Below are 25390 nucleotides of genomic sequence, written 5' to 3'. Positions count from 1 at the left end.
CGGTTTGGAACCCTTGCAAATCCAAACCTTAACATTTAATACGGTAAAACCGTAACATAACTAATTAAAAATAAGATAACTTTGATACAAACATAGTACCTACTTTAGTATAATGACGATCCAAAACAGAACATTATGAAAAGAGTGTCATTGCATTTTATGTTTTCTCCCATAAGTCTTACCGCGCACGCATAAACAAGTTTAATTATATTTTACTTGAAAGGATTGTTACAGTTCTTTCGAACCGGTTTAATTTTTTTAACAGTATTTAAGTTACAAATACGTTTTTTGAAATACCCCCCAAATTATAGTCTATTACATTATTGTTAAATATTTATTGTTTTGTTTGGGAACATGCATTTTGTTCCAAATAACAAGAAGTTCATTCTATAGGATTTGACTGCCTACGAACAAACTCCTGTAATTCACTGAGTTAAGAACAATTAAATTATTGCTTATGAATAGGAATTCTACAATTTGGGATTATTATGTCAGAACATTTTACATCTCTATCTTACTCGTTTTTTTTTCTCAAACTGATGTAAGCGCACAAGTAAGCTATGTGTACGCCAATCAGGTAATTTCCCACAGTCATGTCAATAACGAATCCAATGCGATCCTGAATGACAACACCTTCGCTACACTTAATTCCTATGGCGGTATAGCAGTAGGGATAGGCAGTTATAGCGGAAGGCTGGAACTGGGATTTCCCACGACTTTGCCGGCCGGGACAACTTCTTACATAAGGATAGGTTTTAATACCGATGCCCTGAATTCCTTATTGGGAGGAGGATTGGGCGGCGGTTTGGCCGATTTGCTGGGAACAGTTGTTTTGGGGGACCATTATTTTACCGTAAAGGCAAAGAACGGAGCGACAAGTGTGCTTTCGGGATCCAGCCATTCGGGGTTTTCCAATGAAAATGTCCGGCTGATAGTAGACGAGAACGGTTACTACTATGTAGCCATAACACCAAATGCTGCTTATGACAGGTTGGAAATTGAAGATTTTACCGATGCTTTGCTGCTCGGCTCAGCCAACAGTATGTCAGTTTATTATGCTTTTTATACGGAAGGTTATGATGTTTGCGATAAAAGTTTCGCCACGTCTTTTGACGGTACAGGTGGAACGATAGATATTTTAGGCCTTGGCGGAGCCGGAGTGGCAACCCCTAAAAATGCCATAGACGGGAATCCGAATACATTCTCACAAGTTAGCATGGGCGCTTTGACCCTTGCGGGAAATATCAGCCAGACGGTTTATTTTTCTTCGCTTTCGAACGCCACGGATCAATTCCATATTACAGTACAAATAGATGACCCATCCATATTGAATTTAGGGTTGGCCGATGGTATCAAGGTCGAAGCGCTTAACGGCTCAACCGTCGTTTTTACCCACGATCTTGGCAATGAGGTAAACCTTGACCTGTTACAGCTTTTAAGTACGAGCCAGAAAGTAACAATTCCTTTATCGCCGGGGCAACCTTTTGATAGGGTAAAAGTGACCATTTCATCATTGTTACAGCTCAATATTGTAAAAACATTAAAATTATACGAGATAACCAGGTCTCCGGCGCCTCCGGTAATAGATGTTGCCAGCCAGAACATAACCGTGTGCAGTGGCCAGACCGCAACAGTATCTGCCTTAACAGCCAATACCAACGAACTGGTTTGGTATGCGGGGCCGGTTGGTGGTGTGCCTCTTGCCGTGACGGCTTATAACGGAAGTTATACCACAGGGGCATTGGCAACTACAACAACAGTTTATGTAGCAGCCAGAAAAATAGGCTGTACCGTAGATTCGGAAAGGATCCCGGTGGTCATCAATGTTGTTCCAGTGCCGATTGCTTCAGATATTACCATTGATGCGGCCATACAGGCATCCTGTCTTGGAGTTGCTGTTTTAGCACCTACGACCCTAATTCCGAATTCGGCTTTCCATTATTATACCGATCAGCTAAAAGCACAGGAAATTACTACTGGGTTTAGCGGCCATCCGGGGATAACCTATGTGAAAGACAATATAACTGGTGCATTGACAATAAGCGGATTAACTATGGGCAATACGCCTATTACCTATTATGTTTCGATAGAAGTAAGCGGGACCTGCGAAAATGCCATCAATACCTTGCAACCGGTTCAGGTTACGGCTCCAACAGAAACAACCCTTGACGTACAGGCCTCGATTACAGGTTGCGGATTTGTAAACCTAAGGGATGCCATTGTTAATTTCGATACTTCAGGAGATACGGTATATACTTTTTACGATGCAGCCGATATGCCGATAACAGGCAGCCAGGCATCAAACATACAAGCAAGCGGTATTTACTATATTCAGGCGTCAAATACGGCGCAGACCTGTGCTTCAGATAAAGAACAAGTAAATGTGACTGTTAATCCATTGCCTCAACTAGGGGTTTCCCCAACAAGTTATTCTGCCAATATCGGTGAGACAGTCACATTGCTATCTACTTCGAATGCACCAATTGTCTGGTATGATCAAAACGGAACTGCTTTGGCTTCCAATATAGCCGGGCCATTTACACAAGCCGGGACTTATACTTTTACGGTAGTGGCCAATAATGGTTTATGTTCGAAAAGCCTGTCGGTAACAGTCATTGTGCTGGATCCTAATGCATGTCCGGTTATGATGGAAAAAGTTTTCGCTGACACACAAAGCAGTGATTCCATAATCACGGGCGGTGTGGTTAACGGTGCTGCAGCCATTGACCATAACCTGCAAACAAACTCTACCATAATTACTGGCCTTGGGCTTCTGGGCATTGGTACTACCTGGCAAACATTAGAATGGAATACGACCATAGCGGCCGGTACGCCCCTTACCATAAAATTAGGTTCGGAATACAGCGGCTTGGCTTTGATAGGAGCGGTTTCAGTAGTTGGGACAAAAAGGAATGGTGTCGGTAATCCTATTGATATCGGTACAATACAGCCCATTTCGGGAGACCTTCTTAATTTGCTTCCGGGCGAAAACAGTTTCGAATATACTTTTGTTCCGGCAAACGGTTCCGGCCCACAGGCTTACGATGGTGTGAGGATTATTGTGGGATCGGTTCTAAGCGTTGCACAAAACATAAAAGTATACGAAGCGTATTATACAAAAGAAGCAGATCCTATTGTTTGCCCTTCCGGAGATGTCGAAGATATATTTTACGGAGCAGTCGATTTGGGTGTCGGAGCATTGACCTCGCTGGTAGCTGTCCAAAATCCGTGGAATGCCGTTGACAATGACGAAGCGACTTTTGCCACTTTGTATAAAACCGTTGGTGTTTTGGCTGCAGCCGAAATGACCGTAAAATTCTCCACACCTTCACAAGGAAATGACATCCTGAAAATCAAAATATCGAAACCGGGGACACAATTAACCGTTGGCCTGTTATTCGGATTTACGATCCAGCGTTACATGGGAAATACTCCTGTCGGGGATTTGATGGAAGTTAACGGGGCATTCCTCAACACAGAATTATTAAATGGCGGAGCCGAAGTGCTTTTGGTTTCCAATTCGCAATCACCGGCTTTTGACCGCGTCAGAATCCGGTTTGGAGGGCCTGCCAATGTATTGGATTTCCTTCAGGTACACATGGTCAAAAGAGAAGCCCTTATTGATGTTGTAGGAAGTGGAGGAGACAATATTATCGAAGTTTGTTTCGGCGACACGGTTTCAATTGCTCCGCAGCCTTGTACTACATACACCTGGTACGATTCGGAATATGGAGGAACAGTTGTGGCAACAGGATCAACTTTTATAGTGCCAAACACATTGTCAGTAGGTTCACATGATTTCTACATACAACCTGTCCGCAATGGATGTGAGGTGTTATCAAGAACGAAAATAACAATAATCGTAGGTGCTACGGCTCCTGAAGTGGCCATTGGCAGTATCTTAATAAATTCCGGCACAGATACGGTATTTTGCAGTGCCAACGGAGCGGTAACATTAACAGCCCAGCTGAACAGCTTACCGGTGCTGACTAATCCTGTATTCCACTGGTATAGTTCCGATGGGATCAACCAGATCGCCATTCCTGGGGAAACATCCGCAACGTTGAACCTGACGGGTTTAGTGCCGGGCACTTATACATATTATGTTGGGGTAAGTTCAGATGAATTTTGTGAAACACTGCAGAATGAAAGAGCGGAAATCACATTTACAATCCTTCCTTTTTCTGTAGCCAATGATATCACTATAAATGATGTCCAGCAATGCTTGAATACGGATGTAGTCCTGCAGCCCGCCACGATATTGGCAAATCCGGTTTACAATTGGTATTTTACAAACGATACCACGCTGCCAATCGTAAACGGAACCTTTAGCGGGGTTACGTACAGTATAGCCGCAAACGGCGCATTGACTATCTCCGGGCTAACGGCAACCAACAGCCCTTATACTTATTATGTTTCGATTTCAAGTGATACGACTTGTCAAAATATAGCCGGGACTTTTCAGGATGTATCAGTAATTATCAACGATACTCCAACACCAACCACTTTAGACACGACTCAGGATTTCTGTTTGATCAATACTCCAACGGTGGCCAACATCCAGGTAACGGGTACTACAATTATTTGGTACGATGCCGCTACCGGCGGAAATGTTGTAGCGCCAACTACGGCTTTGGTCAACGGAATGATCTATTATGCCACACAAACGGATGCCATTACCGGATGCGAAAGCTCCATACGATTGGCGGTTACCGTCCAGGTGAACGATGGTGCCACACCAACGACTTTAGACACGACGCAGGATTTTTGTTTGATAAATAACCCAACGGTGGCCAACATCCAAGTAACGGGTACGACAATTGTCTGGTACGATGCCGCTACCGGCGGAAATATTATAGCGCCAACCACGGCTTTGGTCAACGGAATGGTTTATTACGCTTCACAAATAGATCCGGTTAACGGTTGTGAAAGTTCCATACGATTGGCGGTTACCGTCCAGGTGAATGATGGTGCTACACCAACCACATTAGACACGACGCAGGATTTTTGTTTGATCAATACTCCAACGGTGGCCAACATCCAGGTAACGGGTACTACAATTATTTGGTACGATGCCGCTACCGGCGGAAATATTGTAGCGCCAACCACGGCTTTGGTCAACGGAATGGTTTATTACGCCTCACAAATAGATCCGGTTAACGGTTGTGAAAGTTCCATACGATTGGCGGTTACTGTCCAGGTGAATGATGGTGCCACACCAACCACTTTAGACACGACACAGGATTTCTGTTTGATCAATACTCCAACGGTGGCCAACATCCAGGTAACGGGTACTACAATTATTTGGTACGATGCCGCTACCGGCGGAAATGTTGTAGCGCCAACCACGGCTTTGGTCAACGGAATGGTTTATTACGCTTCACAAATAGATCCGGTTAACGGTTGTGAAAGTTCCATACGATTGGCGGTTACCGTCCAGGTGAACGATGGCGCCACACCAACGACTTTAGATACGACGCAGGATTTCTGTTTGATCAATACCCCAACAGTGGCCAACATTCAAGTAACGGGTACGACAATTGTCTGGTATGATGCTGCTACCGGCGGAAATATTATAGCGCCAACCACAGCTTTGGTCAACGGAATGGTTTATTATGCCTCACAAATAGATCCGGTTAACGGTTGTGAAAGCTCCATACGATTGGCAGTTACCGTCCAGGTGAACGATGGTGCCACACCAACGACTTTAGATACGACGCAGGATTTCTGTTTGATCAATACCCCAACAGTGGCCAACATCCAAGTAACGGGTACGACAATTGTCTGGTATGATGCTGCTACCGGCGGAAATATTGTGGCGCCAACTACGGCCTTGGTTAACGGAATGGTTTATTACGCCTCACAGACAGATCCGGTAAGCGGCTGCGTGAGCTCCGTAAGATTGGCGGTTACCGTTCAGGTGAACGATGGTGCCACCCCAACAACGAGCAATACCACTCAAGGATTTTGTTTGCTGACAAATCCAACGGTGTCCAATATCCAGGTCACGGGGACAGGAATTGTCTGGTACGATGCCGCTACCGGTGGAAATATTGTAGCGCCTACCACGGCTTTGGTCAACGGAATGGTTTATTATGCTTCACAAATAGATCCGGTTAACGGTTGCGAAAGCTCTATACGATTGGCGGTTACTGTTCAGATAAATGACGGGACAACTCCAACTACAAATGATACGACGCAGGATTTCTGTTTGATTAATAATCCAACGGTGGCCAATATCCAGGTCAACGGAACCGGAATAGTTTGGTACGATGCCGCTACCGGTGGAAATGTCATAGCGCCTACCACGGCTTTGGTTAACGGAATGACCTACTATGCTTCTCAAGTGAGTGCGGTTGGCGGATGTGTGAGTTCTATCCGTTTGGCTGTTACGGTTCAAATAAATAATGCAGCTCCTCCAACCACCACTGATGCCACCCAGGATTTCTGTTCTTCATCCAATGCAACAATTGCGGATATCCAGGTAACGGGTACCGGAGTGGTTTGGTATACTACGGCTACTGGCGGGACTGTTTTGGCACCCACTACTTTATTGGTAAGCGGCACCACTTATTATGCATCTCAGGTTGATCCTGTAAGCGGTTGTGAAAGCTCTATCCGCCTTGCGGTTACGATTCAGTTTTACGCTGGCATACCGGCTGTTATAACAGGAGGAACCCCAACAGTTTGTATCAATGAGCCGGTAACGTATACTACTAACGCCGGGATGACGAATTACAGCTGGAATGTTACCAGTGGTGGAAATATCATCAGCGGCGGAACGGCAACGGATAATTCGGTAACGGTTTCCTGGGATCAGATAGGAAATGAATCCATCAGTGTCGCTTTTGTTGATACGAATGGATGTAGCGGCAGCAGTACAACTTCTAATGTGACTGTGGCCACCTGTTCCAACCTGACCATTACCAAAACGGCAGATAACATGACTCCTTTTGTGGATGAAAATGTAGTTTTTACCATCAAGGTGAGCAATGTCGGATCCACACAATTCCATAATGTAATTGTAAACGAACAGATCCAATCCGGGTTCCAATATGTAAGCTATGTGGCTTCCCACGGTACTTACAATCCGGTTACGGGAATCTGGACCATTCCGGTGTTGAACGCTAATGAAGTGGCTACATTGACCCTTACGGTTAAAGTATTGTTTGAAGGAATCCATGACAATACCGCTACAATTGATATGTCGGACCCTATAGATCCGGACGATGGAAATGTGGCCGGAGTTTCATTAGGGCCATTGTGTTTGGTTATTTTCAATGAATTTACACCAAATGAAGACGGCTCGAATGACTTCTTCAACATCATGTGTGCCGAATATTACCCGAACAACAAACTAGAGGTGTATAACCGATACGGCAGCCTTGTCTATAGTACTAATGGTTATAAAAATAATTGGAAAGGAATTGCGAATGTTAAAGGAACCTTTGATGGTACGGAATTACCTTCAGGAACGTATTATTATATATTCGATATTGGTGAATCAAAAGGTGTAAAAACCGGATGGTTGCAAATTGTAAGATAATTTTAATAACAAAGCATCTTTCTGAATATTCAAAACTAAATAGAAAAGCGTATGAAACTAAATATAAAAAAGATAACCACAAAAAGCTTTTTAACAGTACTGTTTTTTACAGCAGCCATTGTACAAGCACAACAGGATCCGGGATATACACAGTATATGTATAACACCATCACGGTCAATCCCGGTTATACCGGCTCAACAGGGGCACTCGAGGCGAACTTATTGCTTCGCAGCCAGTGGGTTGGTTTTTCCGGAGCACCGAAAACAGGGACGATAGGGATCCATGCCCCGATCGGGAATCAGAAAATTGGACTAGGGCTCAATATCATCAGTGATGATATTGGCCCGTCAAGCGAGCAGTTTGCTTCGGGAAATTTTTCGTACACCATTGAAACCAGTTACAAAACCAAACTTGCCTTTGGGTTAAAAGCCGGAGTAAGAATGCTGAATATCGACTGGTCAAAAGGGAGGTTTTACAATAGTGACGATGTCCTGCTAAACAATAATATTGAAAATAAGATTATGCCTTTAGTTGGGACGGGAGCTTATTTGTATTCGGATAATTGGTATTTGGGGCTTTCGGTTCCTAATTTCATCCGGTACGATTATTATGATGATATCCAGGAATCTGTGATTTCAGATAAGCTGCACTATTATTTCATTGGAGGATATGTTTTTACCATTTCGGATAATTTGAAATTCAAGCCATCTGTTTTAGTAAAGGCGGTAGGTGGGGCACCGTTGGCCACAGATGTTTCTGCTAATTTCCTATTGCAGGAAAAACTCACCCTGGGGGCTTCTTACCGATGGGACGATTCGGTGAGCGCACTGGTTGGGTTCCAGATTTCGAAAAGCTTTTTTGCAGGCTATTCCTTTGATTATACCGTGACAAAACTCAACAAGTATAACGACGGAACCCATGAGATCATCCTTCGTTATCAATTGCCTCAGAAATCTACAGCCATTAAATCTCCTCGATTCTTCTAATTAAAAAACAAATGTATATGAAGAAAATAATTACCTTCTGCCTGCTGTTCTGCCTGACCATTTCGTTGGCCCAGTCAAAACTAAAAAAAGCCGATAAGTTATTTAAGGAACTGAAATACGTTGAAGCTGCCCAAACATACGAAGAGTACCTGGAGAAAGAATCCAATCCTTCTATCGAAGCGGTGACGCATATCGCCGACACCTATTATTTCCTGGACAAGCCAAGAGAAGCTTTAACCTGGTACCGGAAACTATACGAACTCCAGGGGCAAACGCTTTCCGACCAGTACCTGATCCGGTATACACAATCCCTTCGGGGTGTCCGGGACTATGATAAAGCGGATGAAATAACCAAAAACGAGCTCCTCAAAAAAAGGGACGACAAACAGGCCAGTCATTTTATGGCTCAGAAAAAATACAACGATAGTTTGGCTTCGCGACCTTCGTTGTTTACGATCAAACCGGTAGCCATCAATAGTTCGAAATCCGATTTCGGCCCTGCTTTTTACGGGAACCAACTGGTATATTCTTCTGCAAAGGATACGACCAAATTCCATGAAAAATTATATTCCTGGAACCAACAGCCGTTTCTGGAACTCTATGTCGCCGACAGGAACATTTCTACAGGAGAGTTATTTAACGAGCTCCCTTTCCTGGAAAACATACGGTCTAAATACCATGATGCTACGGTTACTTTTACCCCAGACCTGAAAACGATTTATTACACCACCAATACCCTCAAGAAAAGCCGGTTGCTTAATGATAAGGAAGGGGTGAATAATTTTCAGATCTTACGGGCCACTATAACAGACGGAAAAGCTTCGGAACCGGAAAAGATGTTTTTCAACAGCCTGGATTTCAGTGTTGGGCACCCAGCCCTGAGCCCGGACGGGAAGTGGTTGTTTTTTGTTTCCGACATGCCCGGCGGATACGGGGAAACCGATATTTATGTTGCTGAGGTTTTTTCGGATGGGAAACTAAACAGCCCGCTCAACCTCGGACCGACGATAAATACGGCAGGAAGGGAAATGTTTCCGTTTTACATAAACAATACACTTTATTTTTCTTCCGATGGGCATTACGGTTACGGCGGTTTGGATGTTTTTGAAAGCAAGCAATCGGGAAAATTGTTTTTTTCAGAACCTAAAAACCTCGGAGAACCCATAAACAGCAATAAAGATGATTTTTCTTTTATCATTGACCCGGAATTAAAATTTGGATACTTTTCCTCCAACAGGGATACAGGCAAAGGCGATGACGACATTTATTATTTTACCAAGGCCAAAGCGCCGTGTGACCAGATCGTGTCCGGAAAAGTCATCAATGCTAAATCAAAACTGAGCCTGGATGGAGCGATTGTTAAGGTTTTCGATTCTTTCGGAGATTATAAAACAGAAGTTACAACACTTCCCAACGGAGAGTATCAGGTAACAATCCCATGCGGCGGATCGTATCGCCTGCAGGCTTCCAAAACCAAATTCGTCCCACAGGAGAAAGAAGTCATAACCGGTTTGAAGAACCAGGACCAAATAAAAGATGTCAATTTCGAACTGGCCAACCTGGATGATTTTGTGGTCATTGAAGACAATAAGAAGAAAGTGGACATCAATCCTATCTTTTTTGAATATGACAAATGGGGCATTACACCACAAGCCGTCATAGAACTAGACAAAGTCGTATATGTGATGAATACTTTCCCGAAAGTCAAGATCAAAATCGAATCCCATACCGATTCCAGAGGGAAAGACCTTTACAATATGATGCTTTCGGATAAAAGAGCAAAAGCCACACAGGAATACATACTGTCCAAAGGAATAGACCCGGGCCGTATTGAAAGTGCCATCGGTTATGGCGAAAAACGCTTGCGAAACAGGTGCAGCAACGGCGTAAAATGCAGCGATGAGGAACATCTTTTGAACCGGCGTTCCGATTTCATAATCATAGAAGAGTAGTATTTGTTTTTTTTAGTCTTGCAGTTAAACCAAAGTAGTTTTTAGTTTGGTTTAACTGCTTTCTTTTAAAATATAACAAATGATGAGGAAAAACCGTAACGAAATTTTTACAAAAGACAATAACTTTGTTGGGAAACACAAGCTTAAAAACCTATTCGTTCTTACTGTTTTTTATATAACAACTTCGTTTACCACACCATTAAGATTGATGGTTTCGCCTTGATCTTAAACACATGCCGGAATTCCGGCAACTATGGTTTTCCCCAATAAGCCATTGTCTTTACAGGCATTCAGCCAACAGCTTTCCAGGAATCGGACAGGCCGTGACAATGCCCGCTCAAAGAAAAACTACCCTGTTGTTATGTAGGACTGATACCTGCAATTGTAATTGGATTTAAAATGATTGAATGAGGTATAGTTTAACCAAAAAATTACCTTTATAGATGACCGGATAGTTACCACGTAAAGGATAGTTTTTGTAAATAATTTGGATTTATGATACGGGAAATACAAAAATTAGAAAAACAGGCAAAGTATAATTTATTAATTACCACTTTGGCTTTGGCGATATTCGTAATATTAATAGTTAACATATTAATTGCTACGGTTTATATGCTCGAATTGATTAAAGAACCTAATTATGATTCTATTTTGTTGTCATTTAAAGAAGGGTATTATACCATAAACGGCAAAAAAATGGGCGTTTCCATCTTCTTTAATTTTATGGGGATTTTTGCCTTATGGGGATTGATGATTTTCCATACGTTGAAAACCATGAACAAACCTATTATAAGCGTCTTTTTATGATTTATTTTTTTTACCTGATATCAGTTATTATCAGTAGAATTCTGCTCGTTATATTTCATTTTTCTTAAAACGCGCAATGCTTCCTTAAAACTAGCGTATACTTTCGGATACGGTTTTAAAAAATTTTTGGCATCGACCAGTTTCTGCTTTGCATCACTAAAACCATTAAGATAGCAGATCATTAATGTAGAAGGGAGGTTTTCAAGATCTTTCAGTTCGGCATTGGTGAGCTGCATTTCTTTTTCCATCTTAGACAAAAGGGATTTGTTGGAATTGTAAATGTGGAACAGTATTTTTTTATTGAATTCCGGAGGCTCGAACAGCATTTTGGATTCTATTTTATAATAACCGTTGTCAAAAAAAGTGATGCTTACCTTTTCCAGGGGATAATAACTCGTTTTATCGTTCAGCCCTAACGGGATGTATTCGGTAATGATAAACGAATTGTCGTCATACGCAATGGAAACATCGTCCTGGGCAGAATAAAAAAGTTTGATCTGTTCGTTGATCAGCTCTATGTCAACCCTTGTAAAATAAGTATTTTCCCTGATTTTCTTCTTATTTCCGGACCAGCATACCACAAACAATTCCTTAAAAACCTTATAATTGGTATACATGTCCCTGTGCCGCAAATTGACAAAATCCAGGACACCTTCAAGGGTATGGGCGATGCTGTTGCGCGAATTGTTCTCGATACTGATCACCGTTTCGATATTTTGTTTGGAAAAAGGGATCTTTTCTTCCGTAGGAATACTGTTGCTCCCCACACGGACAAAGGCCGAATTGGCTAAAATGGTATGGATTCCTTTCTTGAAAAAAGAAACTTTATTATTGGGTTTTATCGTTACCAACCCAACCACTTTGTCTTTGGGAAGTTGTGGGAACGGAACATTTTCATATTGTATTTTGGGCGGGTTTTCCAAGAAAGCGTTCACCAGGTTCTGGATCCGGCTGTCATCGAAAAAATCATCTCCTACGATTTCATTTTCCTGGTCTTCAACACCTACAACGATATAGGAATTGTTGGTCGGGTTCGAATTCGACAAGGCACAGATATGCTTGAGGAATTTCCCTTTTCCTTCCCGGGTATGCAAATTCAGCTGGCGCTTTTTATCATAAAAACTGTTCTCGTCATTATGAGCCAATAAGTTCTTTATAAGCAGCCGTTTATTAATCATAATACATGCAATTAGGACACTAATTTACATTTTTTAGCGTTACTATATCACTAATTTTAATCTCCCCAGATATGAAAACAGATAGGATGAAATTGTTGAGCTTATTGGTAATGATTTTTACAACGTTATTTTTTGTGAGTTGTAATGATAGTAATGACACTGAAAAAACATCAACTCTAACAGTAAAGTTAGCGGATTCACCAGGTGATTTTGATGAAGTTAATATAGAGGTTTTAGATGTAATGGTTAAAAATAACTCTGACACAGGCGATAACGGTTGGATAAGTATAGGGACAGCAGCACCACACGTTTACAATTTACTGGAGTTAACAGGCGGTTTAAATGTTGTACTGGCAGACAATGCCATAATACCTTCCGGGAATTTAGGGCAAATCCGATTGTTGCTTGGTACTGATAATACAGTTGTCAAAGATGGGATAACATATCCGCTGAATACGCCGAGCGCACAACAATCAGGACTGAAAATAGCGGTGAATACAACATTGCAGCCAGATACAGCGTATGATTTTATGTTGGATTTTGATGTTGAAAAATCAATTGTCGTCCAGGCAGGCGGATCGGGCAATTATAATTTAAATCCGGTTATCAGAGTGGTAACAACCGCAAATACCGGATCTATAAAAGGAACGGTCGTTACGGTTCCTGCAAATCTCCAGGTCCTGGCTTCTGTTGATGTAAACGGAACTGTCGTTTCGGCTTATGCCAATGCCGAAGGCAAATTCCAATTAAACGCGATCCCGGCCGGGACATATACCGTGACGCTTACTCCGGATATAGCCTCGGAATTACCCATGGTTACTGTAGAAAATGTCGTCGTCGTTAACGGGCAGGCCACAGATATCGGCAGCCATACTATTGAATAATTTGAAGTTAGTTATATTCCACTTTACCAACCAATGAAGATTTTCGATTTGGTTGGTATTTTTTTTATACTATAATCAAAGAAAAAATACTCCAAAGATTCGTCAGAAACAATTCCAGCCCTTTTCGAAACCTGTTTTATCCTAAATTGCTAAATTCAGGAGACCGTTGCCCAAGCCTTGAAATTCAGGGATTAAAACAAAAGGATTATGAGTTCTTAAAAATAGCAAAACGATTTCACAAACTATCCTTAAAAATAATGCATTACGAGAATTTTTAACGCATTATTAACATCGATAAACTAATTTAATTTTCAATTTGCGTCATATTAATTAAGATGTTAATTTCACGGCTTTAAAAAAAGAATAATGGAAGAAAATACAACGACTTTAGATATTAGGGCAATTAATGAGAAAATTGAAAGGGAAAGCGCTTTTATCGATCTTCTCACAATGGAAATGAACAAAGTGATTGTGGGGCAGAAACACATGATCGAACGATTGCTGATCGGGCTTTTGGGGCAAGGGCATATCTTACTCGAAGGAGTTCCGGGACTGGCAAAAACCCTGGCGATAAATACTTTGGCCCAGGCGGTTCACGGAAGTTTTAGCCGTATCCAGTTTACTCCGGACCTGTTGCCTGCCGATGTAGTCGGAACCATGATCTATAATATCAAACAAAATGAATTTTCTATCAAAAAAGGGCCTGTTTTTGCAAATTTCGTCCTTGCCGATGAGATAAACCGTGCACCTGCCAAAGTACAATCGGCACTTTTGGAAGCCATGCAGGAGAAACAAGTGACCATTGGCGATACTTCTTTCAAGCTTGATAAGCCGTTCCTGGTATTAGCTACTCAAAACCCGGTGGAACAAGAAGGTACTTACCCGCTTCCGGAAGCACAGGTTGACCGTTTCATGCTGAAAACCGTTATCGATTACCCTAAAATGGAGGATGAAAGAACTATCGTCCGCCAGAACCTTAACGGAGGATTCGAAAAAGTGAACGCAGTGGTTTCCATTGACCAGATCCTACGGGCACAACAGTCTGTACGTGAGGTTTACATGGATGAAAAAATCGAAAAATATATTTTGGATATTATTTTCGCAACCCGTTACCCTGAAAAATACAAACTGGAAAACCTTAAGCCACTTATCAGTTTCGGGGCTTCACCACGTGGAAGCATCAACCTGGCAAATGCCGCAAAATGTTACGCTTTCATCAAACGCCGCGGTTACGTAATCCCGGAAGATGTACGTGCGGTAGTACACGACGTGCTGCGCCACCGTATCGGGATCACTTACGAAGCCGAAGCCGAAAATATCACTTCGGTTGAAATCATCAACAAGATTGTAAACGAAATAGAAGTACCTTAAAAATTTAGTTTACGGTTTGTAGTCAGAGTTTACAGAGCCATACTCTTTTACTGCGACTGAAAACTGCGACTGAAAACTAAAGTCATGGATACCAAGGAATTACTTAAAAAAGTCCGAAAAATAGAAATCAAGACCCGAAGATTGAGCGATCATATTTTCTCGGGGGAATACCACACGTCTTTCAAAGGCCGCGGGATGACATTTTCCGAAGTCCGCCAATACCAGTACGGAGACGATGTCCGGGCTATCGACTGGAATGTGACGGCACGCTATAACGAGCCTTATATCAAGGTGTTCGAAGAGGAACGGGAATTGACGATGATGCTCATGGTCGATATTTCCGGTTCGGAAAGTTTCGGGACCAAAAGCCAGACCAAAAGCGAAATTGTTACCGAAATTGCAGCAACAATGGCTTTTTCGGCAACACAGAACAACGACAAGATCGGATTGATTTTATTTTCAGATGAAATAGAATTATACATTCCACCGAAAAAAGGGAAATCGCACGTGTTGAGGATTATCAGGGAGTTGATCGAATTTTCACCCAAAAGCAATAAAACCAATATCTCACAAGCTTTAAAATTTTTATCGGGGACACAAAAGAAAAAAGCGATCGTATTCATGATCTCTGATTTCATTGCAGACGACGATTATGAAAAAACCTTAAAAATAGCCGGAAAAAAACACGATATTACCGGAGTGCGTGTCTATGATGCGAGGGAAGAAAAAATGCCAAATGTAGGGCTGGTTCCCATGCAGGATGCCGAAACAGGAGAAACGCAATGGGTGAATACCAATTCGAAAAGTGTCCGCTTGGCTTATGAGAAATATTACAGCAGCAAAGTGGATTATTTTAAGGATATTTTTTCCAAATGCGGCTCAGGTACCGTAAGTACAAGGGTTGATGAAAGCTATGTCAAAAAATTATTGGGTTATTTTAAATCAAGATAATGATTTAAGAAAAAAGAGTTACAATCAAATGAATTTAAAGTTTTATTTCCTGTTGCTGATTGCTTCTGCTGGCCTGGCGCAAACAAAGCCATTGGAAACCTCTGTAGATACTACAAAAAATAAAATAGGCGCACAATTTACCCTGACACTCAAGGCAAAGGTAAACGCGTCCTCCAAAGTGCTTTTCCCAAATGCTAAAAATTTCGGCAGTCTTGAAGTGATCGAATCGTATCCTGTGGATACCGTCAAAGAAAATTCGCGTTATGAACTGATCAAGAAATACGGATTGACCCAATTTGATTCCGGAAAGTACGTTATTCCGAGAATCCCGGTCCTGATAGACAGGATACCCGTGTTTTCGGATAGTATTGCCGTTGAGGTTTCCAATGTAAAAGTAGATACGTTAAAGCAAAAAATGTACGACATCAAACCCATCATCCAGGTGAGGAAACCTATGGGCGACTGGTGGAAATACCTTTTGGGGCTTTTAGGGCTTATCGGACTTGGCTTCCTGGCGTATTTCCTATGGAAAAAATACAGAAAAGAACCGGAAAAAGCAATCGTATACAATTCACCGATTGAAAAAGCAACCAGTTTACTTCAACTATTGGAGAAAAAGGAATTGCTGCAAAAAGGGGAAGTCAAGGAATATTATTCGGAACTGACCGATATTACAAGAGATTACATTGAAGAAGCTATCGAAGTCCCGGCCAAAGAAAGTACGACTTCGGAACTGATTGTAGCCCTTCGGGCGGCTTCTGCCAAAAAGAAAATGAAACTTTCCAAAGAAACGCTGGAAGGTTTGGAAAAAGTATTAAAACAAGCGGACCTTGTAAAATTCGCAAAATCCAAACCACTGGATTTCGAGATTGAAGAAGACCGCAGGAAAATCGAAAATACCATTTCGGTACTCGACAAATCGATTCCGGTAGTAATCGATGAAACCAGCAAGAAATGGGAATTGCTGCAGCAGGAAATCAAACTTAAAAAGGAAAAGCGGAATAAAAAACTGGCTATCGGTGGGATTGTTTTAGGTTCTATAGTGCTTCTCCTGGGTTTCATTGTGGCCACCAAAGGAGTAGATTATGTTAAAAACGGTTTTGTAGGGCATTCCACAAAAGAACTCTTAAACGGGCAATGGATACGCAGCGATTACGGAAATCCGTCAGTCACTATTGAAACTCCGGAAGTCCTCAAAAGGCTTGATGCCAAAAAAACAGCACCAAAAGATGCCATGGCCTTAATCAAAGACATGCAAATGTTTGGTTACGGAAGTTTAATAGAGCGATTTAATATCGTCGTTTCTACGATCCAGTTTAAAAAAGAAACGGATGCCGATCTGACACAGGCCTTAAACGGAACCATCCAGACATTGGAATCGCAAGGTTGCCAGAATATCTTGGCCAAGCAGGAAGAATTCAATACAGAGAAGGGAATTAAAGGAGTCAAAGGGTACGGAACCCTTACTTTTGAAAAGCAAAAAATGTATTACGAGATCTTGCTGTTCAGCCAATCGGGCGGGTTGCAGCAAATCATGGTCATGCATAGGGAAGGCGATGAAAATGCACAGAAAATATCCGAACGCATGTTAAATTCAGTCGAATTACAAATTACGAATTAAAATGACCAATATCACTTTTTTAAATCCGGAGCTTTTTTGGTTGTTTTTGCTGCTGCCATTTGCGGTTGCCTGGTATTTTTTCAAAAGAAAAGAAGAAAAACCGACCTTGAAGATAAGTTCGCTGCAAGGGTTTAAAACATCACAATCTATCCTGCCGAAACTCAAACCGTTGCTGTTTGGTTTACGATTATTGGCTTTGGGCGCGTTAATCGTGGCTATGGCAAGGCCGAGGACTGTTGATGTAAGCAACAAGACAAGTTCGACAAACGGGATTGATATCGTAATTGCTTCAGACGTTTCCGGCAGTATGATGGCCAAAGATTTAAAACCTAACAGGATGGAAGCCTTGAAAAGAGTGGCTTCTGATTTTGTCGAAGCCCGCGTCAACGATAGGATCGGTGTAGTGGTGTATGCCGCCGAAGCCTATACCAAAACACCCGTGACCAGTGACAAAGCGGTGGTGTTGGAAGCTATAAAAAGCATCAGATACGATAATGTACTGCAAGACGGGACCGGAATTGGGATGGGGCTCGCCACAGCGGTTAACCGTTTGAAAGACAGCAAGGCAAAGAGTAAAATAATCATCCTGATGACCGATGGTGTGAACAATGCCGGTTTCCTGGAACCGATTATGGCATCGGAAATTGCCGCCGAATATGGCATCAAAGTATATACGATCGGAATAGGGACAAACGGAAATGCCCTTTTTCCTTATGCACAAGCGCCAAACGGCGGGTTTTTGTACCGAATGATGCCGGTGGAAATCGATCAGGAGCTGATGAAGCAGATTGCGAAAAAAACAGGAGGGAAATATTTTAGGGCCCAGGATAATTCAGGCTTGGAAAGTATTTATAACGAAATCAATAAATTGGAAAAAACAAAAGTGGAAGAGTTGAAATATGTCAATTACGATGAAAAGTTCAGGCCTTTGGTCTGGCTTGCAGGAATATTGCTGCTAATCGAGATTGTTTTGAGGAATACCATTTTTAGAAGTTTTATTTAAGAGAAAATGTACGAGTTAGACGAATCAAAATATTTGTATTTATTGTTACTGCTGCCTACCCTGGCGGTGCTTTTCCTGTATATCGAATTCTGGAAAAGGAAAAAACAGCGCGAGTTCGGGGATTTGGAACTGGTCAAAAAGTTAAGCCCGGAGAAATCAAACTTCAAACCGGCCTTAAAATTTGGGCTTTTGCTGTTTGGATTGTCCATGATGATCATCGGTTTAGTCAATCCGAAAATCGGGACCAAGGTAGAAAAAGTAAAAAGAGAAGGAATCGATATTGTTTTTGCCATTGATGTCTCCAAAAGTATGCTGGCAGAAGATATCGCGCCCAACCGACTGGAAAAAAGCAAACAAGTCGTGTCCCAGATTATCAATAACTTAGGCAGCGACAGGATAGGGATCATCGCCTATGCCGGGAGCGCATTTCCTGTTTTGCCCATCACAACCGATTACAATGTGGCCAAAATGTTCCTGCAAAGCATGAATACGGGAATGGTTTCCTCGCAAGGGAGCAACCTGGATGAAGCCATAAAATTATCGGGGAAATATTTTGAAGGAAGCCCGAACACCAGCAAACTGATGATTATGATTTCCGATGGGGAAGACCACTCGGAAGGTGCCGAAAATGCTGCAGAAGAAGCCCGTAAAATAGGAATGAAGATCATCACGATCGGTATCGGGACAACAGCCGGTGGGCCTATTCCAAACAAGAAAAACGGCGTTATAGAGAGTTTCCACCGCGATAAAAGCACCGGCGAAGTGGTTGTGACCAAATTGCGCCCCGAAGCCCTGGAAGCCATCGCCAAAGCGGCCAAAGGAGGTTACATCAACGGCAATAATACCAAAGAAGTGGTTAGTTTTATCAAAAAATCACTTAATAATATTCAAAAAACGGAATTTGAAGCCACAGAAATGGCTAACTTCCAATCGCAATTCCAATGGTTTTTAGGAATTGGTTTCTTTGTAATACTGCTGGATCTCTTTTTATTGGAAAGAAAAACGAAATGGGTACAAAAATTGAATTTGTTTAACGAGAAAAAGCAAAAATAAGATATGAAAAAGACCATATTGCTATTGGCTTTATTGATTTCTGCAGCAGCATTTTCTCAAAAAAAAGATTTTGACCTGCCGCAGGGAAATGAAGAATACGCTAAAAAACAGTACGCTGAAGCGGAAGCGAATTACAGGATTTCCAAAGCAAATAATGCCAAAAGGCCGGCAGCTGCCTATAATTTAGGGAATGCCATTTATAAGCAAAACCAGTCCAGTGAAGCCAAATATGCGTATGCAAAAGCTATTGAAACCGCCAAAGGCAAAAAACAAAAGCATGCGGCATTCCATAATATCGGGAATGTGTTCATGAATGAAAAAGAATACGGAAAGGCTGTCGAAGCCTATAAAAACGCCCTTCGAAATGATCCTACCGATGAGCAGACGCGCTATAATTATGCTTTAGCCAAAAAGAAACTCAAAGAAAATCCTCCAAAAGACGACAAGAAAAAAGACGACAAGAAGGATAAAAACAAAGACAAGGATAAAAAAGAAGACAAAAAGGACGATAAAAAAGAAGGTGACGACAAAAAAGACAAAGGGAAACCGAAAGAAGACCAGCAAAACCCTAAGCCACAGCCCAAACAAGGCGGAGCGTCACAGGAAAGAATGAAAACATTACTCGATGCCGTAAACAATGAGGAAAAGAAAATCCAGGATAAGGTAAATGGTAAAAAAGTAAAAGGAAAACCGGTTGACAACGAAAAGGACTGGTAATAAATGCAGGATTATAAAATGAAGAAAATACTTTTAATAGTAGCATTAATAGCAAATCTGTCACTATTTGCACAGGTGGAATTTGAAGCCAAAGTGAGTAAAACCGCTTTAGGGATCAACGAACGCCTACGCATTGATTTTATCATGAATGAAGACGGGGATAACTTCAACCCTCCTTCTTTTGAAGGTTTCAAAGTAGTGGGCGGCCCCGGGCAATCTGTAAATTACCTATGGGTCAATGGAAGGAAATCCTTCAACAAAACCTACAGTTATGTCCTGATGCCCCTAAAAAAAGGAGTAATTCTCATTAAACAATCGTCTATTGAAATCAATGGGCAAACCTATAAAACATCTCCCATAAAAATTACCGTGGGAAATGCCGTTGCAGAAGAAAGGGATCCTTACGGCAATCCTTACAACAACCAGCAGCAGCAACCAACATATGCAGGGAAAGACGGAGTGCACCTGGTGGCTGAAATCTCGAATTCGAACCCTTACCTGAACGAACCTATTACGGTCGTGTATAAAATTTACGTAAGCAACCGTTCGGCAGTGGGCGGCTGGCGTGAGGTAGAAAGCCCGAAATATTCTAATTTCTGGAGCCAGAATATAGACGTAAAGCAATTGCAGGTGCAACAGGGCAAATACCAAGGAGAAGATTACCGTTTTGCCGTTTTACGGAAAACAGTTTTATATCCGCAGAAATCCGGAAAGCTCGAAATCGAACCCCTTACCCTCGATGTGGAAGTCGAAGTTCCTTCCAATAAAGTCGATTTCTTCGGCAGGCCGTTAATGACCGTTGCCAATAAAAGGGTTTCGGCCGGAGCCAAAATCATCAACGTAAAACCTTTGCCGGAAGCCGGGAAACCGGAGGATTTTACCGGAGCAGTGGGCAGTTTCAATTTTAATGTCGTTCCCTCGAAAACCAAACTCAAAAATGGGGAATCACTCGATTTAAAAGTCGTGGTGTCCGGAAAAGGAAACCTGAAATTATTCACGTTGCCAAAACCGGTATTGCCAAGCTCGCTGGAAATGTATGATCCCGTTCATAAAGAAAGTGTGGAGACACCATTATCGGGAATGACCGGGAATATTTCGGACACTTACACGGTTATCCCGCAGTTTAAAGGGAATTACCCGATACAGCCATTGGTTTTTTCGTATTTCGATTTAACGACCAAAACATACAAAACGATTTCTTCCAAAGAGATTACCATAGAAGTCCTGGACGGTCCAATCGCTGCCAATAACAATGCTACGCCTGGGAATAATCCGGATAAAACCAAAGTGGCTTCCAACGCGACCTTCGGATTCATAAAGCTTAAAACGGTTTTGGCTGATATCAATCAAACCGATTTCCTGGGCTCGGGGTTGTTTTATAGTTTGCTTTTCCTTCCGTTTTTGCTGATTCCGGTCATTATGGCGATCCGCAAGAAAAAAGAAGCAATTGATGGCGATGTGGTTGGGAACAGGATTAAATTGTCGAATAAATTGGCCAAGAAATATTTATCGGAGGCACAAAAACAGCTCAACAACAAAGAGCCGTTTTACATTGCCCTGGAAAAGGCGCTGCATAATTTCCTAAAAGCCAAGTTGCATATTGAAACATCGGAAATGAGTAAGGACAAAATCAGGGAATACCTGTTGGCTAAAAACGCAAACCCGGAAACAGTGAGCCAATTTATCGCCTTGACGGAAAGCTGTGAGTTTGCCCGTTACGCTCCTTCCACAAGTACCAGTATCCAGAATGATTACGATTTGGCGGTTACGATTATTTCCGAATTGGAAAAACAAATCTAGCGACTGATAATTTTTACCTAAAATGAAAAACATCCTTTATATATTTTTATTGTCGACCCAGGTTTTCTGGGCACAATCCGCCTTTGAAAAAGGGAATGATCTCTATCAGAAAGGGCAATATGAAAAAGCGGCCGAATCCTATGAAACCATTATCAAATCAGGGCAGCAGTCTGCGGAATTGTACTTTAATTTAGGGAATTGCTATTATAAGATGCATAAAGTAGCCCCTTCGGTTTTCAATTTTGAAAAAGCATTGCTGCTCAATCCAAACGATTCGGAAATACAGAACAACCTGGCCTTTGCCCAAAAAATGGCCATCGATGACATTACGGAAGTGCCAACGGTTGGTTTTGCCAAAATCATACAGGACTTCACATCCGGATTCCATTACGATACCTGGGCCTGGGTAGCGGTTGCCTTATCGGTCTTGTTCCTGTTGTGTTTTGTCGGGTATTATTTTTCCAGTAAAACCGGTTTGAAAAGAATATTTTTTACCAGTATGCTTTTCGTGTTGCTGTTTGCGATTGTTAGTGTTTTTGCGGGTTTCCTCCAAAAGAACCATCACGAAAATGACCGCCCGGCTGTTGTTTTCGCAGAAGTGGCCTCGGTTAAAAGCGAACCCAATTCTGCCGCACCGGAAGCTTTTGCCCTGCACGCAGGAACCAAGGTATATGTGTTGGAAAGTTTGAACAATTACAAAAAAATCCGGTTATTGGACCAAAAAGAAGGCTGGATTGAGAAAAGCGCCATCAAGGAATTGAAATAAAGAATAATTAGTCGTTTTTTTCAGAGGCTTCATTTTCGGAAGTTTCATCAGCAATGGCTTTGGCTTTCAAGTCTTCAAACCAATCTGTCAAAACGGGCAACAGGAATTCTGAGGTTTTGATGCAAGGGTTGAAAAGAATGGCATTTTCCTGCGTTTCTTTGGACAAAATCATATTGTTTACGTTTACTTTTTGGAACAAACTCAACATAATCCCTATAAATAAAGCGGTTTTAAGAAGCCCGAAAAAACTACCGGCCAATGCATTTGCCCAACCCAGGAAAGCAAAACTGGCTATTCCTGTAAAAACCTTGGCCAGCAGGTGTATGGCAATGACAACCAACAATAATGTAAGGATAAAAGCCGTAACCTGGACAGTTTTAGGAGACCAATGAACATTCTTTGCTAAAAAATCACTGGCAATATAGGAGAATTTAATAGCGAAATAAATGCCGGCGATAAATGAAACCAAAGACGCCAATTCCACAAACAAGCCATTTTTAAGTCCTTTATAACATCCGAAAGCCAATAACGTGCCTAAAACAAAATCAATAAATTCCATAACATAAGAAAATAGAGTAAAGAACAAAGATAAAAGAATCTTTAAATTTTCGTTTACAATTCTATCTTTGCATAAATTAGTGGATTGTTGATTGCCAAAGGAATCAAATGTTTCCTTTTCTCCACTTTTTTCCTTTAAACCTATAAAAAATGTCAAGAGATATACAACTTAAAGAACGCTGGGAACAGCTTGTCACGATACTTTCCGATCAATTCTCGCAAGGGGAAGACCTGGATTTGGATGCGATCATTTATTTGATCGGAGTGCAGGAACTGGGGAAATTCCATCAGAAATATAAAAAAGATGAAAAACTAAACCTTATGCATATCGCCATTTGCAGGCTGCTCGAGCCTTATGGTTATTACGAATTCGAGTTTTTTGACAACGACGGCTGGCCACATTACAAAGTCCGGGAAGAACTACCGCCGCTGAAAGCAGGAGAGCAATCAGTGCTGATGAAAGAAGCGATTGTGAACTATTTTCTGGAAAAAAAGCTGATTGGCTAAAATCTTCCAACTTTTCCGTAAATTTGTACCTTTATAGTACCCATGATGACTGACAAGATTAAAGAATATATAGAAGAAGCGAAGGCTTTTACGACTCAGAATAAAGAAAAACTGGAAGAATTCCGTATCAAATTCCTGGGAAGCAAGGGTTTGGTTAAGGATATCTTTGCCGAATTCAAAAACGTGCCCAACGATCAGAAAAAAGAGTTCGGGCAGGTAATCAACTTGTTGAAAACCATTGCGGAAGAGAAAGTCAAGGCCATCCAGGACGAACTGGAAAGCAAAGAAGAGGTAAAAGGCATCTACGGTGACTTGTCCCGTCCTGCCGAGCCTTTCAAGATCGGTTCGCGCCATCCGATTTCCTTGGTAAAAAACCAAGTAATCGATATTTTCTCGAATATAGGGTTCAATGTTTCCGAAGGGCCGGAAATTGAAGACGATTGGCATAATTTTACCGCGCTGAACTTACCGGAATACCATCCGGCAAGGGACATGCAGGATACTTTTTTCATCCAGACCAATCCGGATATCCTGTTGCGCACGCACACTTCTTCGGTTCAGGTGCGTTACATGGAAAACAACAAACCGCCCATCCGTACCATTTCACCGGGAAGGGTTTTTAGGAACGAAGCGGTTTCTTCGCGCTCCCACTGTATTTTCCATCAGGTGGAAGGCCTCTACATTGACAAGGATGTTTCCTTCGCCGATTTGAAGCAAACCCTGCTGTATTTTACCAAAGAGATGTTCGGGAAATCCAAGATCCGCCTGCGTCCGTCCTATTTCCCTTTTACAGAACCAAGTGCCGAAGTCGATATCTATTGGGGCTTAAAAACCGAAACCGATTACCGTATCACCAAAGGAACCGGCTGGCTGGAGATCATGGGTTGCGGTATGGTCGATCCTAACGTTTTGAAAAACTGTGATATCAACCCGGAAGAATACAACGGTTTCGCCTTTGGAATGGGAATCGAGCGTATGGCCATGCTATTGTACCAAATTGGGGATATCCGCATGTTCTACGAAAATGACGTGCGTTTCCTGGAACAGTTCAAATCGAGCATCTAGTTTTTAGGAGCTATTTCCTGCTGTACACTCTATCTTTTCCTGGCTAAAGAAGCCAGAAAAAGGATGCCGTTTCCATCAGGGCTATAAATGCCTGCAGTATTTCAACAATCAAATAAACAAAAGACCGTCATGTGTGGCCTGACCGTTATATGAAAAAAGATATTATCATCCCTCAAGTGGAAAACGTATTCCTGGCCGCTGTGCAGGAATGGAACGATGACTTTATGGATAAAGTCTGGAATGTTTACCTGGTTAATGACAGTGACTTCATTTTAGACAGTGTAATGGTCGTTTCCAAAGCGTTTGGCACCATTGATGGCGAAATGAAGAAAACGTCGCTCCTGCGCCATGCTTTTGCGCAAATAGTACCTGTTACCGTCGTCAAGGTCGAAATGATCGAAAAAAGCGTCCTGGAACTCAACAATGAGTTTATGGTGACCTATTTTATCGGGAACACTTTATACGACAAGAAATTTACGTTTGTCAAAGGCAGCATCAGCGAACAAGCTGTGGAAGAAGTACCGATCCTGTTTGTGGACGGGGTTATTGTGCGGTAGACAGACAAGAATCAAGAGACAAGAATCAAGAGCCAAGAAAAAAGACAATCGTATAAGTCTTGTTTCT

Annotated in this window: 18 protein-coding genes; 16 read left to right on the top strand and 2 right to left on the bottom strand. The window is 41.9% G+C overall.

The genetic code is table 11. The annotated features are described in order from the left end of the window. The first annotated feature begins 457 nt into the window (after positions 1-457). The 4 genes from E4635_RS06415 (at position 458) to E4635_RS06400 (ending at position 11292) form a co-directional block, all read left to right on the top strand. Complete coding sequence (locus E4635_RS06415; protein ID WP_135525802.1) at positions 458-7546, top strand: Ig-like domain-containing protein; 7089 nt, start codon at positions 458-460, stop codon at positions 7544-7546. A 51-nt stretch (positions 7547-7597) separates the two neighbouring features. Continuing rightward, positions 7598-8533 (top strand): PorP/SprF family type IX secretion system membrane protein, encoded by a 936-nt coding sequence (locus E4635_RS06410; protein ID WP_135525801.1) that lies wholly within the window; start codon positions 7598-7600, stop codon positions 8531-8533. Between the two features lie 17 nt (positions 8534-8550). Then, entirely contained in the window at positions 8551-10485 is a 1935-nt protein-coding gene (locus E4635_RS06405) for an OmpA family protein (protein ID WP_135525800.1), read from the top strand. Positions 10486-10980: 495 nt separating this feature from the next. Continuing rightward, complete coding sequence (locus E4635_RS06400) at positions 10981-11292, top strand: hypothetical protein (protein WP_135525799.1); 312 nt, start codon at positions 10981-10983, stop codon at positions 11290-11292. Positions 11293-11312: 20 nt separating this feature from the next. Here E4635_RS06400 and E4635_RS06395 read toward each other — a convergent pair whose 3' ends face one another. Continuing rightward, entirely contained in the window at positions 11313-12470 is a 1158-nt protein-coding gene (locus E4635_RS06395) for an ATP-binding protein (protein ID WP_135525798.1), read from the bottom strand. 71 nt (positions 12471-12541) lie between these two features. Between E4635_RS06395 and E4635_RS06390 the strand changes: the two genes are divergently transcribed. The 9 genes from E4635_RS06390 (at position 12542) to E4635_RS06350 (ending at position 22636) form a co-directional block, all read left to right on the top strand. Then, the gene (locus E4635_RS06390; protein ID WP_246020711.1) at positions 12542-13354 is read left to right on the top strand and encodes a DUF4382 domain-containing protein; all 813 of its coding nucleotides are present in this window, start codon (positions 12542-12544) and stop codon (positions 13352-13354) included. A gap of 366 nt (positions 13355-13720) precedes the next feature. After that, complete coding sequence (locus E4635_RS06385) at positions 13721-14725, top strand: AAA family ATPase (RefSeq protein WP_135525797.1); 1005 nt, start codon at positions 13721-13723, stop codon at positions 14723-14725. A gap of 84 nt (positions 14726-14809) precedes the next feature. Continuing rightward, positions 14810-15676: a DUF58 domain-containing protein gene (locus E4635_RS06380; RefSeq protein ID WP_135525796.1), complete on the top strand. Its 867-nt coding sequence runs from the start codon at positions 14810-14812 to the stop codon at positions 15674-15676. A 28-nt stretch (positions 15677-15704) separates the two neighbouring features. Next, complete coding sequence (locus tag E4635_RS06375; protein WP_135525795.1) at positions 15705-17297, top strand: hypothetical protein; 1593 nt, start codon at positions 15705-15707, stop codon at positions 17295-17297. Position 17298: 1 nt separating this feature from the next. Then, positions 17299-18300: a VWA domain-containing protein gene (locus E4635_RS06370; protein WP_135525794.1), complete on the top strand. Its 1002-nt coding sequence runs from the start codon at positions 17299-17301 to the stop codon at positions 18298-18300. Between the two features lie 6 nt (positions 18301-18306). After that, positions 18307-19353: a VWA domain-containing protein gene (locus E4635_RS06365; protein WP_135525793.1), complete on the top strand. Its 1047-nt coding sequence runs from the start codon at positions 18307-18309 to the stop codon at positions 19351-19353. A 3-nt stretch (positions 19354-19356) separates the two neighbouring features. Beyond that, the gene (locus E4635_RS06360) at positions 19357-20070 is read left to right on the top strand and encodes a tetratricopeptide repeat protein (RefSeq protein ID WP_135525792.1); all 714 of its coding nucleotides are present in this window, start codon (positions 19357-19359) and stop codon (positions 20068-20070) included. An 18-nt stretch (positions 20071-20088) separates the two neighbouring features. After that, the gene (locus E4635_RS06355) at positions 20089-21870 is read left to right on the top strand and encodes a BatD family protein (RefSeq protein WP_169630212.1); all 1782 of its coding nucleotides are present in this window, start codon (positions 20089-20091) and stop codon (positions 21868-21870) included. 22 nt (positions 21871-21892) lie between these two features. Continuing rightward, positions 21893-22636 carry a tetratricopeptide repeat protein gene (locus tag E4635_RS06350; protein WP_135525790.1) on the top strand — a complete coding sequence of 248 codons (744 nt, stop codon included), beginning with the start codon at positions 21893-21895 and terminating at the stop codon, positions 22634-22636. Between the two features lie 7 nt (positions 22637-22643). Here E4635_RS06350 and E4635_RS06345 read toward each other — a convergent pair whose 3' ends face one another. Beyond that, positions 22644-23195 carry a CvpA family protein gene (locus tag E4635_RS06345; RefSeq protein WP_135525789.1) on the bottom strand — a complete coding sequence of 184 codons (552 nt, stop codon included), beginning with the start codon at positions 23193-23195 and terminating at the stop codon, positions 22644-22646. Positions 23196-23344: 149 nt separating this feature from the next. Here E4635_RS06345 and E4635_RS06340 point away from each other — a divergent pair, with 149 nt between their 5' ends. The 3 genes from E4635_RS06340 (at position 23345) to E4635_RS06330 (ending at position 25323) form a co-directional block, all read left to right on the top strand. Then, positions 23345-23701 carry a hypothetical protein gene (locus tag E4635_RS06340; RefSeq protein WP_135525788.1) on the top strand — a complete coding sequence of 119 codons (357 nt, stop codon included), beginning with the start codon at positions 23345-23347 and terminating at the stop codon, positions 23699-23701. Between the two features lie 45 nt (positions 23702-23746). Next, the gene (pheS, locus tag E4635_RS06335) at positions 23747-24766 is read left to right on the top strand and encodes a phenylalanine--tRNA ligase subunit alpha (RefSeq protein ID WP_135525787.1); all 1020 of its coding nucleotides are present in this window, start codon (positions 23747-23749) and stop codon (positions 24764-24766) included. Between the two features lie 149 nt (positions 24767-24915). After that, positions 24916-25323, top strand: a complete 408-nt coding sequence (locus E4635_RS06330) for a hypothetical protein (protein WP_135525786.1) — start codon at positions 24916-24918, stop codon at positions 25321-25323. Positions 25324-25390: the final 67 nt, after the last annotated feature.

The organism is Flavobacterium humi, from assembly GCF_004745595.1.
In the GTDB taxonomy this organism is placed as follows: Bacteria; Bacteroidota; Bacteroidia; order Flavobacteriales; family Flavobacteriaceae; genus Flavobacterium; species Flavobacterium humi.
Note: the sequence above shows the minus strand (reverse complement) of the source record. Positions and strands in the feature narration are given on the sequence as shown.

Coding starts and splice junctions, on each gene's coding strand:
- E4635_RS06340 (WP_135525788.1), top strand. CDS start 23,345: ATGTCAAGAGATATACAACTTAAAGAACGCTGGGAACAGCTTGTCACG.
- E4635_RS06380 (WP_135525796.1), top strand. CDS start 14,810: ATGGATACCAAGGAATTACTTAAAAAAGTCCGAAAAATAGAAATCAAG.
- E4635_RS06350 (WP_135525790.1), top strand. CDS start 21,893: ATGAAAAACATCCTTTATATATTTTTATTGTCGACCCAGGTTTTCTGG.
- E4635_RS06330 (WP_135525786.1), top strand. CDS start 24,916: ATGAAAAAAGATATTATCATCCCTCAAGTGGAAAACGTATTCCTGGCC.
- E4635_RS06390 (WP_246020711.1), top strand. CDS start 12,542: ATGAAAACAGATAGGATGAAATTGTTGAGCTTATTGGTAATGATTTTT.
- E4635_RS06365 (WP_135525793.1), top strand. CDS start 18,307: ATGTACGAGTTAGACGAATCAAAATATTTGTATTTATTGTTACTGCTG.
- E4635_RS06345 (WP_135525789.1), bottom strand. CDS start 23,195: ATGGAATTTATTGATTTTGTTTTAGGCACGTTATTGGCTTTCGGATGT.
- E4635_RS06400 (WP_135525799.1), top strand. CDS start 10,981: ATGATACGGGAAATACAAAAATTAGAAAAACAGGCAAAGTATAATTTA.
- E4635_RS06385 (WP_135525797.1), top strand. CDS start 13,721: ATGGAAGAAAATACAACGACTTTAGATATTAGGGCAATTAATGAGAAA.
- E4635_RS06360 (WP_135525792.1), top strand. CDS start 19,357: ATGAAAAAGACCATATTGCTATTGGCTTTATTGATTTCTGCAGCAGCA.
- E4635_RS06410 (WP_135525801.1), top strand. CDS start 7,598: ATGAAACTAAATATAAAAAAGATAACCACAAAAAGCTTTTTAACAGTA.
- E4635_RS06375 (WP_135525795.1), top strand. CDS start 15,705: ATGAATTTAAAGTTTTATTTCCTGTTGCTGATTGCTTCTGCTGGCCTG.
- E4635_RS06415 (WP_135525802.1), top strand. CDS start 458: ATGAATAGGAATTCTACAATTTGGGATTATTATGTCAGAACATTTTAC.
- E4635_RS06405 (WP_135525800.1), top strand. CDS start 8,551: ATGAAGAAAATAATTACCTTCTGCCTGCTGTTCTGCCTGACCATTTCG.
- E4635_RS06370 (WP_135525794.1), top strand. CDS start 17,299: ATGACCAATATCACTTTTTTAAATCCGGAGCTTTTTTGGTTGTTTTTG.
- E4635_RS06395 (WP_135525798.1), bottom strand. CDS start 12,470: ATGATTAATAAACGGCTGCTTATAAAGAACTTATTGGCTCATAATGAC.
- pheS (WP_135525787.1), top strand. CDS start 23,747: ATGACTGACAAGATTAAAGAATATATAGAAGAAGCGAAGGCTTTTACG.
- E4635_RS06355 (WP_169630212.1), top strand. CDS start 20,089: ATGAAGAAAATACTTTTAATAGTAGCATTAATAGCAAATCTGTCACTA.